Genomic DNA, 12,795 nt, shown 5'->3' with positions numbered 1-12,795 from the left:
CGAGGCCGTTGCCATGAAATTCGAACGACTGCTGGTCGTCATCGACCCGGAACACGAGCAACAACCCGCCCTGCAACGCGCCGCCGCACTGGCGCGCAAAACCGGCGCAGAACTGCACCTGCTGCAAGTCGACTACCACCCGGGCCTGGAAGCCGGCCTTCTCGACAACCGCCTGCTCACCCGTGCCCGCGAAGCCATGCTGCTGCAGCGCCGCGAGGAGTTGACCGCTCGCGTCGCCGAGCTGGGTGCCGAAGGCCTCAAGATTGCGGTGGAGGTTCGCTGGGGCAAGCGCCGACACGAGGAAATCCTCTCTCGCGCTGCCGTTCTGCAGCCGGACATCTTGTTCAAATCGACCCACCCCAGCAGCGCGCTGCGTCGCCTGCTATTTAGCGACACCAGTTGGCAGCTGATTCGGCGCAGCCCGGTACCGGTGTGGCTGGTGCACGACGCGCAGTGGAACGGTCAGCACCTGTGCGCGGCGCTCGACCCACTGCACAGCGCCGACAAACCTGCCGCCCTGGATCACCTGCTGATTCGCACCAGCCAGGCCCTAGAGGCACAGCTCGGCCTGCAGGCCGAGTACCTGCATGCACAGGCGCCACTGCCCCGCTCGCTGATGTTCGACGCCGAAGTAGCGCAGGAATATGAAGACTACGTGACCACCTCTACACGCGAGCATCGCCAGGCGTTCGACGCGCTGATCGCCCAGCACGCCATCGACAAGGCGCAGGCCCATCTGCTGGAAGGCTTCGCCGAGGAAGTCATCCCGCGCTTCGTGCGCAAGCACAATATCGACCTGCTGGTGATGGGCGCCATCGCCCGCGGCCATCTGGAAAACCTGCTGATCGGTCATACCGCCGAACGGGTGCTGGAACGGGTCGAGTGCGACCTGCTGGTGATCAAACCAAGCGGCAAAGAGTAGTGCACAGGAACAATGACTACAGCGTAAGGCCGTAGTAGCCTCCCCGGCATAGTTCACTAGGGAGTTCGTGCATGACCTTTCGCCGTACCAAAATCGTCGCCACCCTGGGCCCGGCCAGCAACTCGCCGGAAGTGCTCGAGCAACTGATTCTCGCGGGCCTGGATGTGGCCCGCCTGAATTTCTCCCACGGCACGCCCGACGATCACAAGGCCCGCGCCCAACTGGTGCGCGAGCTGGCGGCCAAGCATGGGCGCCACGTGGCACTGCTCGGCGACCTGCAAGGCCCGAAGATCCGCATCGCCAAATTCGAGAACAAGCGCATCGAGCTCAAGGATGGCGACCTGTTCCGCCTCTCCTCCAGCCACTCGCGCACTGCCGGTACCCAGGAAGTGGTCGGCATCGACTACCCGGCGCTGATCCAGGACTGCGATGTCGGTGACGAACTGCTGCTCGACGATGGCCGTGTGGTCATGCGCGTCGAACTCAAGGGCGCCGACGAGCTGCATTGCCGCGTACTGATCGGTGGCCCGCTGTCCGACAACAAGGGCATCAACCGCCGCGGCGGCGGCCTGACCGCACCGGCCCTGACCGAGAAAGACAAGGCCGATATCAAAGTCGCCGCCGAAATGGATCTGGACTACCTCGCCGTATCCTTCCCGCGTGATGCCGCCGACATGGACTACGCCCGTCGCCTGCTCACCGAGGCCGGTGGTACTGCCTGGCTGGTGGCCAAGATCGAGCGCGCCGAAGCCGTGGCCGATGACGAAGCCCTCGACGGTCTGATCCGCGCCAGCGACGCGGTGATGGTGGCCCGTGGCGACCTGGCCGTGGAAATCGGCGACGCCGAACTGGTCGGCATCCAGAAGAAAATCATCGCCCACGCCCGTCGCCTGAACAAAGCGGTGATCACCGCCACCCAGATGATGGAGTCGATGATCCACAGCCCGATGCCGACCCGCGCCGAAGTGTCCGATGTGGCCAACGCTGCGCTGGACTACACCGATGCCGTGATGCTCTCTGCTGAAAGCGCCGCCGGCGAATACCCGGTCGAAGCCGTACAGGCCATGGCCCGCGTGTGCCTGGGCGCCGAGAAACACCCCACCAGCCAGAAATCCAGCCACCGCATCGGGCGCCAGTTCCAGCGTTGCGACGAGAGCGTGGCGCTGGCGACCATGTACACCGCCAACCACTTCCCGGGCGTCAAGGCCATCATCAGCCTGACCGAAAGTGGCTACAGCCCGCTGATCATGTCGCGCATCCGCTCCTCGATCCCGATCTTCGCCTTTACCCCGCATCGCGAAGCCCAGGCCCGTGTGGCGTTGTTCCGCGGCGTCTACACCGTGCCATTCGACCCGGCCTCGCTGCCGGCCAACAAGGTCAGCCAGGCGGCGGTGGATGAATTGCTCAAGCGCGGCGTGGTCGAGCCGGGCGACTGGGTGATCCTGACCAAGGGCGACAGCTACCATGGTACCGGTGGCACCAACACCATGAAGATCCTGCACGTCGGCGATCAGATGGTCTGATGAAGCGTTGAACGAAAAGAGGCCGCTCCATGAGCGGCCTCTTTTGTTTCGCCATTCTGCTTCTATCGTAGGGTGCGCCGCGCGCACCACGAAACGCAGCTGCTTGCTGCGGTGCGCACAGCGCACCCTATGTGCTCAAGCCTTGGGCAGCGTCACACCCGTCTGGCCCTGGTACTTGCCGCCACGATCACGGTAGGAAACCTCGCAGGCCTCGTCGGACTGCAGGAACAGCATCTGCGCCACGCCTTCGTTGGCGTAGATCTTCGCCGGCAGGTTGGTGGTGTTGGAGAACTCCAGGGTCACGTGGCCTTCCCATTCCGGCTCCAGCGGCGTGACGTTGACGATGATGCCGCAGCGCGCATAGGTGCTCTTGCCCAGGCAGATGGTCAGTACGTCACGCGGAATACGGAAGTACTCGACGGTGCGAGCCAGGGCAAAGGAGTTCGGTGGAATGATGCAGACGTCGCTCTTGATGTCGACGAAGCTCTTCTCGTCGAAATTCTTCGGATCGACGATGGCCGAATGGATATTGGTGAAGACCTTGAATTCGTCGGCGCAACGTACGTCGTAGCCATAGCTGGAAACGCCGTAGGAGATGACGCGGCTGTCGTCGGCACCACGTACCTGGCGCTCGACGTAGGGCTCGATCATCCCGTGTTCCTGGGCCATGCGGCGAATCCACTTATCCGATTTGATGCTCATGGCGGGGAGTCCTGAGTTGGGCTATTGCGAAAAAAGTGAGCGCATCTTACCGAGGCCAGCGCCACGCTTCAAAGACTGCGGCACCCGGCACTGAGGATTATTTGCAAAAAAGCTGCATCGAGCATTCGCACTCGGCGATAAAAACACGTATGGTGTCCCCACTGTGCTGCATGTGTCACCGCGAATCGCTACTAGATGCCTAGATTTCGATCCAAACATCGTCCGACTCCTAGTACTCGTTGCACTCAGTCCCGGCCTGGGCTTTTCCAGGGCTGTTATTACTTTTGTTAGGAGACATCACATGTCCAATCGTCAGACTGGCACCGTTAAGTGGTTCAACGATGAGAAAGGCTACGGCTTCATCACCCCGCAATCCGGTGACGACCTCTTCGTACACTTCAAAGCCATTCAGAGCGATGGTTTCAAGAGCCTGAAAGAAGGCCAGCAAGTTTCCTTCGTGGCCACCCGTGGTCAGAAAGGCATGCAAGCTGAGGAAGTTCAGGTTATCTAACCTGCACTGTCCTGCTTGAAAGAAAGCCCCGCCTAGTGCGGGGCTTTTTCTTGCCTGCTCGAATTGCACCCGACTGAATTCTGATCTCTCCTCTCCCATTTATTGGGGGCACGCCTAGTGGAGAGGGGCCCGGGGAGGGCTCGCCAGGCCAACACCGAGCCGCCTGCGCTCCCCTCTCCCACCCTTCGGGCACCCTCGGCTTTGGCATCCTGCGTCGCTCTAACTCCTGCATCCATGCAGTTGTCTCCCACAAGCGGGAGAGGGCCATCAGATGGCCGCTTCGCGGCCGCTCTTAGTCCTCGCTGATCTCGATGCTCGGCATGGCTACCGTGCCGGCCAGGGCGATGCGCGCACCAACCTTGCGCGCCAGATCCTGGTAGATCATGGCGATCTGGCTTTCCGGATCGGCCACCGTAGTCGGCTTGCCGTCATCGGCCTGCATGCGGATGGCCATCGACAGCGGCAACGACGCCAGCAGCTCGACACCATACTGCGCAGCCAACTTCTCGCCGCCGCCCTCGCCGAACAGGTGCTCGGCATGCCCGCAGTTGGAGCAGATATGCACCGCCATGTTCTCCACCACCCCAAGAACCGGGATGTGCACCTTGCGGAACATCTCCACGCCTTTCTTGGCATCGAGCAGGGCCAGATCCTGCGGCGTGGTGACGATCACGCTGCCCGCCACCGGCACCTTCTGCGCCAGAGTGAGCTGGATGTCGCCAGTACCCGGCGGCATGTCCACCACCAGATAGTCGAGGCTGTCCCAGGCAGTCTGGGTGATCAGTTGCAGCAGCGCACCACTGACCATCGGCCCGCGCCAGACCATCGGTGTGTTGTCGTCGGTGAGAAAGGCCATCGACATCACCTGCACACCGTGAGCCTCGAGCGGCACGAACCATTTCTGATCCTTGACCTGCGGCCGGGTGCCAGCAGGGATGCCGAACATGATGCCCTGACTGGGGCCGTAGATATCGGCATCGAGGATGCCCACACGCGCACCTTCACGAGCCAGCGCCAACGCCAGGTTGGCGGCCGTGGTGGATTTGCCCACGCCACCCTTGCCCGAAGCCACGGCAATGACATTTTTCACGTTGCCCAGCGCCGGTACCTGGGCCTGGCCCTGATGCGACTCGATCACGCAGTCGATCTGCAACTGCGCCGCCTCGACGCCATCGAGGTTCTCCAGCGCCATCTGCAGCATCTGCGCCCAGCCGCTCTTGAACAGGCCGGCCGCATAACCCAGCTCCAGGCGCACCCGCACCTTGCCGCCCTGGATGTCCACTTCACGCAGGCAACCGGCACTGACCGGATCCTGATCGAGATGGGGGTCGACAAGTTGACGCAGGCAGGCTTCCACCGCTTCGCGGGTAACGGCACTCATGGATGGCTCCGAAAGGTTGAGTGAAACAGGCGGGCATCATACCGCAGGCTGCCGAGGACGACCCCGCCTGCGTCAATCCATCCAGTGTGTACAGCAGGGTCGGCGCAGGTGGCTTGCAACTGCCCGCTGCTTTATAGTTGCCGACTCCCTTTGTTTTACCAGTGCAGCCGATCATCATGAGCGAAGCCCGCAAGATTCTCGTTACCAGCGCCCTCCCCTATGCCAACGGTTCGATCCACCTCGGGCACATGCTCGAGTACGTGCAGACCGACATGTGGGTACGCTTCCAGAAACTGCGAGGCAACCAGGCCATCTACGTCTGCGCCGACGATGCACATGGCTCGGCAATCATGCTGCGTGCCGAGAAGGAAGGCATCACGCCGGAACAGTTGATCGATGGCGTGCGCGCCGAGCACATGGCCGACTTCGCCGACTTCGGCGTGGATTTCGACAACTTCCACTCCACTCACTCGCCTGAAAACCGCGAGCTATCGGAAGCGATCTACAAGGCGCTGAACGAGAACGGCCATATCGCCACTCGCTCAGTAACCCAGTATTTCGATCCGGAAAAAGGCATGTTCCTGGCTGACCGCTTCATCAAGGGCACCTGCCCGAAATGTGCGGCCGAAGACCAGTACGGCGACAACTGTGAGAAATGCGGCGCCACCTACGAACCAACCGAGTTGAAAGATCCACGCTCGGCGATTTCTGGTGCCGTGCCGGTACTCAAAGACTCCAAGCACTTCTTCTTCAAGCTGCCACAGTTCCAGGACATGCTCCAGAAATGGACACGTTCCGGCACATTGCAGGAGGCAGTCGCCAACAAACTGGCCGAGTGGCTGGACAGCGGCCTGCAGGAGTGGGACATCTCGCGTGATGCTCCCTACTTCGGCTTCGAGATTCCCGGTGAGCCGGGCAAGTACTTCTATGTCTGGCTGGACGCGCCGATCGGCTACATGGCCAGCTTCAAGAACCTATGCGCGCGCCGTCCGGATCTGGACTTCGACGCGTTCTGGGGCAAGGACTCGACCGCCGAGCTGTACCACTTCATCGGCAAGGACATCGTCAACTTCCACGCTCTGTTCTGGCCGGCGATGCTCGAAGGCGCGGGCTACCGCAAGCCGACCGGCGTCAACGTGCACGGCTACCTGACCGTCAACGGGCAGAAGATGTCCAAGTCGCGTGGCACCTTCATCAAGGCGCGTACCTACCTGGATCACCTGAACCCGGAGTACCTGCGCTACTACTACGCCTCCAAGCTGGGCCGTGGTGTCGACGACCTCGACCTGAACCTCGAAGACTTCGTGCAGAAGGTCAACTCCGACCTGGTCGGCAAGGTGGTCAACATCGCCAGCCGCTGCGCCGGCTTCATCCACAAGGGCAACGCTGGCGTGCTGGTTACCGCCAACCCGGAACCCGCGCTGTGGGAAGCCTTCCAGGTCGCCGCACCGAGCATCGCCGAAGCCTACGAGGCGCGCGACTTCTCCCGCGCCATGCGTGAGATCATGGCGCTGGCCGACCGCGCCAACGCCTGGATCGCCGACAAGGCACCCTGGGCACTGAACAAGATCGAAGGCAAACAGGCCGAAGTGCAGGAAATTTGCGCGCTGGGCATCAACCTGTTCCGCCAGTTGATCATCCTGCTCAAGCCGGTACTGCCGAAGCTCGCGGCCGAGGCCGAGGCCTTCCTCAACGCGCCGGCACTGACCTGGAACGACCTCAGCACGCCGCTGGCCGATCACCAGCTCAATCCGTTCAACCCGCTGCTGACCCGTATCGAGTTGGCGAAGATCGAAGCCATGGTCGAAGCCTCCAAGGAAGACCTGGCCGCCGAGGCCAGCAAGCCAGCGGGCAATGGCGAGCTGTCGAAAGACCCGCTGGCCGCCGAGATCAACTTTGACGCCTTCGCTGCCGTCGACCTGCGCATCGCGTTGATCGAGAAATGCGAGTTCGTCGAAGGTGCCGACAAGCTGCTACGCCTGTCGCTGGATATCGGTGACGAAAAGCGCAACGTGTTCTCCGGCATCAAGTCCGCCTACCCGGATCCGAGCAAGCTGGAAGGTCGCCTGACGCTGTACGTCGCCAACCTGGCGCCGCGCAAGATGAAGTTCGGCGTATCCGAAGGCATGGTGCTGGCGGCCGGCCCTGGCGGTGAGGAAATCTACCTGCTCAGCCCGGACAGCGGCGCCAAGCCGGGCCAGCGCGTCAAATAATCACAACGTAAGAACCCGTTCACGATCTCGCGAGCTAGAGCCATACAACACCGATGGCGGCCCCGCAAAAACAGGCGAGGAACGGTCGGAGTAGCGCTCGACTTTACGAGCTGTAAATGAGCGTTACGAGCCTGTTTTTAACGCAGTAGGGCCGACGCGTAGCAGATCGTGAACAGGTTCTAAGGAGAACGCGATGAAACCATGGATGGTTGTGCTGTTTTTGCTAGCCCTGACGGGTTGCTCCGACCCGTCAGGGCTACCGCTTGGCGGCGCCCTGCATGGCGAACGCAACCAGGCCGGCAGCTACCTGGCCTACGAGCATCATGTCGGTATCGAATTGCCAGCAGAGCAACTCGGCGAGCGCCTAGCCAGTACCCGTGAAGCCTGCCTGAGCGCACAGTTCGGCGCTTGCAGCCTGATCGCCGCACAGCAGAGCAGCGGCAAGTCGCCACGCGGCGAGCTGACCCTGCGCATCGTGCCGGATGGTGTCGAGCCGATCACCCATTTCGCCAGCGAAGGCGGCGAGCTGACCAGCCGCAACACCCGCGCCGAAGACCTGGCCCAGGCCGTCTCCGACAACCGCCGCCAGCACGACCAGTTGCTGCGCCAACAACAGAACCTGCAGCAATTCCAGGAACGTACCGATCTGGCCGTCGCCGACCTGCTGGCCCTGGCACGTGAACTGGCCGCCGTCGAGGTGCAGTTGCAGGCCATCGCTCAGGAGGCCGCTCAGCAGCAGCGGCGTCTGGACACCAACCTGCTGACGCTGAACTTCACCAGTCCCTATGAACATTCGCCCATGGGCCGCATCGGTGAAGCCTTCTCGCGCCTGAAGGACAACCTCGCCGAAGGTACCGCCAACGTCATCGAGTTCATCGGTTACGGCCTGCCCTTCCTGATTCTGCTGTTCCCACTCGCCTTGCTGCTGCGCTGGTTGTGGCGCCGCCTTACCCGCAAGGCCGAGTAAGGCGCTGCGACAGCCGGCGCGGTTGTACCACCGCGCCGCGCCCCGGATAATACGCGGCCGTATCCAGCCATCCTCACGCGACGCGCATGACCGACTTCTTCTTCGCCCTGATCGGCGCCGCCCTGATCAGCCACTTCGCGCTCGGCCTGCCGCTGGCCGCCGACGCCCTACGCCACCTGCGCTTGCAGGCGCTTGGCCCCTGCGCCGCGTTGCTGATCCTGCTCGCCGTGCCCCTGGCGGCCTGGCTGAGCGAATATCTTCTGCAAGGCGCAGCGCTGTCCTATCTGTACCTGCTCGCATTCATTCTGCTGAGTGCCGGTCTGGCCTGGCTGCTGCCAACCCTGCTGGCACACTGGCGACCGGCCCTGGCTCAGCCTGGTCTGTGGCCCATTCTGCTAGGCAACGGCCTGGGCGCCATGCTGCTGGCCAGACCCCTGGAAACGTTCAGCAGCGCCCTGGCTTTTGGCCTCGCCGGTGGGCTCGGCTTCTGGCTGATCCTGCAACTGTTCGATGACCTACAAGTGCGCGTCGAGCGCTGCGATGTGCCGGTCGCATTTCGTGGCACGCCGATCTTGCTGATCAGCGCCGGCCTGATGGGCCTGGCCTTCCTCGGCTTCAACGGCATGGGGGTACTATGAGCCAGGCCCTGCGCAACGACGCCCGTATTCGCGCCATCGACGCCCTGCTGCCGCAGACCCAGTGCGGCAAATGCGGCCATCCCGGCTGCCTGCCCTACGCCGAAGGCATTGCGAGTGGTGAGGCAATCAACAAGTGCCCGCCCGGCGGTAGCGCCACCGTTCATGCCCTGGCAGATCTGCTGCAACGCCCCTATCTGCCACTGGAGCTGCCGGAAGTACCGGCGCAGATCGCCTTTATCCGCGAGGCCGAATGCATCGGCTGCACCAAATGCATCCAGGCCTGCCCGGTAGACGCCATCGTCGGCGCAGCCAAACTGATGCACACGGTGATCACGGACGAATGCAGCGGCTGCGAGTTGTGCGTCGCGCCCTGCCCGGTCGACTGCATCGACATCCTGCCGCTGACCGGCGCAGAGATCGAACGACAGCGCGAACGCGCCGACCAGTTCCGTCAACGCCACGACGCCCGCCAGGCGCGACTGCTGAAAAACGAGAAGAAGCGCCAGGCCGAACGCACGGCCCGTGCACCAGCAGCGGTGGCGATACGGGTCACGCAACCTGTCGCCGGTAACGAAGACGCCTACAAGCGTCTGAAAATCGAAGCGGCAATGGCCAAGGTGGTACTGGCCAAGGCCGAAAAGCAGTTTGCCCAGCACGGCACCGAGGAGTTGCAGCGCCAGGTCGAGGTACTACGCGCTGCAGCCGACCAGGCACAGAGCGCTCTGGATGCGATGCCCGCACCAGCGCCTGCAGCCCCGACACCTGGCGTCGCCGCGCTCAAGCAAGCCAAGATCCAGTTGCTCACCAGCCGCACGGCACTGGCCAAAGCCGAGCGCGAGGGCGCGGATGAAGCGACGCTGCAGCGTTTGCGACAGAGCCTCGCGCAAGCCGAGCAGGCCCTGCACACTGCCGAAGACAACAGCGGCAAGCCGGTGCCCAACCTCGTGCGTACCGACAAGCAGCCAATCGACAAGCAATTTCGTGATCTGAAAACCACGCACGCTTACGCGCGCGCCGAAGTGCAGCGCCTGGAGCGCCGCCTGGCAGCCGACCCGAACGCGGTCGACGAGGCGACCGTAGAGGCCGCACGCCAGCGCCTGGCTACAGCCGAGCAACGCCTCAGTGATTACCAGCGCAGCTGAGTCAGGCTTCGACCCTCGCCCCGCTCTACTGCGGGTGCTGCTCGCCTGCCTGCCCGGCGCCCTGGCGCTGTTGTGGTTCAACGGCTGGGGCGTGCTGATCCAGCTGTTGCTGGCCTGCCTGACCTGCTGCACCTGCGACTGGCTGGTACGTCGCCTGCGCCACCAGCCAGCGCCTACCTGTAACCTGCTTGAGCAACGCTGGCTGGCTGAAGGCAGCGGCCTGGTCAGCGCCGTCCTGCTGGCGCTCGCACTGCCCAGCTATGCCCCCTGGTGGCTGACCGTCGCCAGCGCCGCATTCGCCAGCCTGTTCGGCAAAGCGATCTTCGGCGGTTTCGGACGCAATCCGTTCAACCCGGCCATGCTCGGCTACGCCTTCGCCCTGATCGCCTTTCCTGCCCAGATGACCCAGTGGCCAGCGCCCGGCGCCAGTCATGATCTACTCGCCGCCCTGAACCAGGTATTCGCCTTCGGCAGTAGTCTGCCGGACGGCTGGAGCCAGGCCACAGTGCTCGACACCCTACGCCACAATGATCGCCTGACTCTGGACGAGCTGTTCGCCAGCCACCCGGCATTTGGCGGTGTCGGAGGTCGCGGAGCAGAGTGGGTCAACCTGGCGTTTCTCGCCGGTGGCGCGTTCCTCCTGCAGCAGCGGGTGATTCGCTGGCAGGCACCTGCGGGCATGCTTGGCGCACTGTTCGTCATCAGCCTGTTGTGCTGGAACGGCAGCGGCTCAGACTCCAACGGCTCACCACTGCTGCATCTGTTCAGTGGTGCGACCATGCTCGGCGCCTTCTTTATCGCCAGCGAACCGATCAGCGGCGCCAGCACGCCACGAGGCCAGCTGTATTTCGGCATCGGCGTCGGCCTGCTGACGTACCTCATCCGCACCTGGGGCGGCTATCCCGATGGCATCGCTTTCGCCGTGCTGCTGATGAACCTGTGCGTCACTCGCCTCGACAGGCTGGAGGCTGGTCGATGAAGCCTGGCCTGCTGCTTGCTGCCTTAGTCCTGGGCGTGGCCGGTGTGCTCACCGCTATGCAGCATCTGGCCGCACCGAGCATCGAGCAAGAGCGCCAGGCCGCCAGCGAGCGCCAATTGCTCGACCTGTTGCCAGCCGACAACTACGACAATCGCCCATTGCAGGAAACCATCGCCCTGCCGGCTGGCGGCCTGCTCGGCAACCCCTATGCCGAAACCGGCTACCTGGCCCGTCTGCATGGCAAGCCAAGCGCAGTGCTACTGCCGGTCAGCGCACGCGGCTATGAAGGATCCATCCGCCTGCTGGTCGCGATCGCCATCGATGGCAGGCTGATCGCCAGCAAGGTGCTGGAGCAGCGTGAAACGCCTGGCCTGGCCGATCTCACCGCCCCTCAACGCCGCTCGTGGCTGCAGCGCTTCAACAACCTGACAGCGGATGATGATTGGCAATTGAAAGCCGATGGCGGGCCAATCGATCATATCGCCGGCGCCACCATTACCTCGCGCTCGGTCAGGGACGCCGTGCACGCTGCGCTGCGCTTCTATGCTGTCGAACGCGGGCGATTGCTGGGGGAGCACCCATGAAGCGCCTGCCGATCCTGCTCGCTCTGGCTCCCCTGCTGGGCACCACCGACCTGCTGATCAAGGCCGCCACAGTTGGGCTGATCGGCCTGCTGACGCTACTGACCTGCGGCCTGGTCCTGGCGCCCTTGCATGACCGGGTGAAAAACGCACCACTGATGCTGACATCTCTTCTGGTCGCCGCATTGTGCATCGGTAGTACGCAGCTGCTGTTGCAGATCATCAGCGCCGAACTGGCTGCCGCCCTGGGTCTGTTCATGCCGCTGCTGGCATTACCCTGCCTGGCGCTGCCCCTGCAGGACGAGCCTAAATTTCGCGCAGGCCTGCGTAGCGGCCTGCAATTGCTCGGCCTGGCCATGTTGCTCGGCACCCTGCGTGAACTGTTCGGCCATGGCAGCCTTCTGGCTCATGCCGGCTGGCTGTTCGGGTCAGCATTCAGCGGCTGGCAACTGTTCGGTGGCCTGCCGTTGCTGACGCAGGCGGCCGGCACCTTTATCCTGCTCGGCCTGTTGCTCGCATTGTTTCGCCACTTCAAACCAGAAAAAGCCTGATGAACGCCGCCAAACGCCTCGAAATCTTCCGTCGTCTGCATGAAGACAATCCGGAACCCAAGACCGAACTCGCCTACACCACGCCGTTCGAATTGCTGGTGGCAGTCACGCTGTCAGCCCAGGCCACCGACGTCAGCGTCAACAAGGCCACCGCCAAACTGTTCCCGGTCGCCAACACGCCGGAGGCCATCTACGCCCTGGGCGTCGAGGGGCTGTCCGAGTACATCAAGACCATCGGCCTGTACAACAGCAAGGCGAAGAACGTCATCGAAGCCTGCCGCATCCTCATCGAGAAGCACGGCAGCCAGGTACCGGACAACCGCGAGGACCTCGAAGCGCTGCCCGGCGTCGGTCGCAAGACCGCCAACGTGGTGCTCAATACCGCTTTCCGCCAGTTGGCCATGGCGGTGGACACGCATATTTTCCGCGTCAGCAATCGCACCGGCATCGCCCCAGGCAAGAATGTGGTGGAGGTGGAGAAGAAGCTGCTCAAGTTCGTGCCCAAGGATTATCTGCTGGATGCGCACCACTGGCTTATCCTGCATGGACGCTACGTGTGCGTGGCACGCAAACCCCGCTGTGGCGCCTGCCGTATCGAGGATCTGTGCGAGTACAAGGCCAAGACCTCCGACGATTGATTGGCTATAGAATTCAGCGATCTTCTGATTGAAAAAATCTTTTTTAC

General features: G+C 63.0%; 13 protein-coding genes. 11 read left to right on the top strand and 2 right to left on the bottom strand.

Annotation, left to right across the window (positions count from 1 at the left end; translation table 11 throughout):
- The first annotated feature begins 13 nt into the window (after positions 1–13).
- Together C7A17_RS18970 and pyk are read left to right on the top strand one after the other, a co-directional pair.
- The gene (locus C7A17_RS18970; protein ID WP_106739477.1) at positions 14–922 is read left to right on the top strand and encodes a universal stress protein; all 909 of its coding nucleotides are present in this window, start codon (positions 14–16) and stop codon (positions 920–922) included.
- A gap of 71 nt (positions 923–993) precedes the next feature.
- Positions 994–2,445: a pyruvate kinase gene (gene pyk, locus C7A17_RS18965; RefSeq protein ID WP_106739476.1), complete on the top strand. Its 1,452-nt coding sequence runs from the start codon at positions 994–996 to the stop codon at positions 2,443–2,445.
- A 135-nt stretch (positions 2,446–2,580) separates the two neighbouring features.
- Here pyk and dcd read toward each other — a convergent pair whose 3' ends face one another.
- On the bottom strand, positions 2,581–3,147 hold the full coding sequence (gene dcd, locus C7A17_RS18960) for a dCTP deaminase (protein WP_004423764.1): 567 nt from the start codon (positions 3,145–3,147) through the stop codon (positions 2,581–2,583).
- Between the two features lie 301 nt (positions 3,148–3,448).
- On the opposite strand from dcd, the gene C7A17_RS18955 reads away from it, so the two are divergent.
- A complete protein-coding gene (locus C7A17_RS18955) occupies positions 3,449–3,658 on the top strand; it encodes a cold-shock protein (protein WP_003245585.1) in 210 nt (69 codons plus the stop codon).
- A 292-nt stretch (positions 3,659–3,950) separates the two neighbouring features.
- Here the strand turns inward: C7A17_RS18955 and apbC are convergent, their stop codons facing one another.
- A complete protein-coding gene (gene apbC / locus C7A17_RS18950) occupies positions 3,951–5,039 on the bottom strand; it encodes an iron-sulfur cluster carrier protein ApbC (RefSeq protein WP_106739475.1) in 1,089 nt (362 codons plus the stop codon).
- A gap of 176 nt (positions 5,040–5,215) precedes the next feature.
- Between apbC and metG the strand changes: the two genes are divergently transcribed.
- The 8 genes from metG to nth all read left to right on the top strand — a co-directional run bounded on the left by metG (position 5,216) and on the right by nth (position 12,748).
- Positions 5,216–7,252: a methionine--tRNA ligase gene (metG, locus tag C7A17_RS18945; RefSeq protein WP_106743042.1), complete on the top strand. Its 2,037-nt coding sequence runs from the start codon at positions 5,216–5,218 to the stop codon at positions 7,250–7,252.
- Between the two features lie 193 nt (positions 7,253–7,445).
- Positions 7,446–8,219, top strand: a complete 774-nt coding sequence (locus tag C7A17_RS18940) for a DUF4349 domain-containing protein (protein WP_106739474.1) — start codon at positions 7,446–7,448, stop codon at positions 8,217–8,219.
- A gap of 86 nt (positions 8,220–8,305) precedes the next feature.
- Entirely contained in the window at positions 8,306–8,857 is a 552-nt protein-coding gene (locus tag C7A17_RS18935; protein WP_106739473.1) for an Rnf-Nqr domain containing protein, read from the top strand.
- Positions 8,854–9,999, top strand: a complete 1,146-nt coding sequence (locus C7A17_RS18930; RefSeq protein WP_106739472.1) for an RnfABCDGE type electron transport complex subunit B — start codon at positions 8,854–8,856, stop codon at positions 9,997–9,999. The genes C7A17_RS18935 and C7A17_RS18930 overlap by 4 nt, the downstream gene beginning before the upstream one ends.
- Complete coding sequence (locus tag C7A17_RS18925; RefSeq protein ID WP_106743039.1) at positions 9,983–10,978, top strand: RnfABCDGE type electron transport complex subunit D; 996 nt, start codon at positions 9,983–9,985, stop codon at positions 10,976–10,978. Before C7A17_RS18930 ends, C7A17_RS18925 begins: the two co-directional genes overlap by 17 nt.
- The gene (locus C7A17_RS18920; protein ID WP_106739471.1) at positions 10,975–11,562 is read left to right on the top strand and encodes an RnfABCDGE type electron transport complex subunit G; all 588 of its coding nucleotides are present in this window, start codon (positions 10,975–10,977) and stop codon (positions 11,560–11,562) included. Before C7A17_RS18925 ends, C7A17_RS18920 begins: the two co-directional genes overlap by 4 nt.
- A complete protein-coding gene (locus tag C7A17_RS18915; RefSeq protein WP_106739470.1) occupies positions 11,559–12,110 on the top strand; it encodes an Rnf-Nqr domain containing protein in 552 nt (183 codons plus the stop codon). Before C7A17_RS18920 ends, C7A17_RS18915 begins: the two co-directional genes overlap by 4 nt.
- The gene (gene nth / locus C7A17_RS18910) at positions 12,110–12,748 is read left to right on the top strand and encodes an endonuclease III (protein ID WP_106739469.1); all 639 of its coding nucleotides are present in this window, start codon (positions 12,110–12,112) and stop codon (positions 12,746–12,748) included. Before C7A17_RS18915 ends, nth begins: the two co-directional genes overlap by 1 nt.
- The last annotated feature ends 47 nt before the right edge of the window (positions 12,749–12,795 follow it).

The organism is Pseudomonas mendocina, from assembly GCF_003008615.1.
Classification (GTDB): domain Bacteria; phylum Pseudomonadota; class Gammaproteobacteria; order Pseudomonadales; family Pseudomonadaceae; genus Aquipseudomonas; species Aquipseudomonas mendocina_C.
The sequence above is the reverse complement of the archived record's forward strand: the minus strand, read 5'-3'. Positions and strand labels throughout refer to the sequence as shown.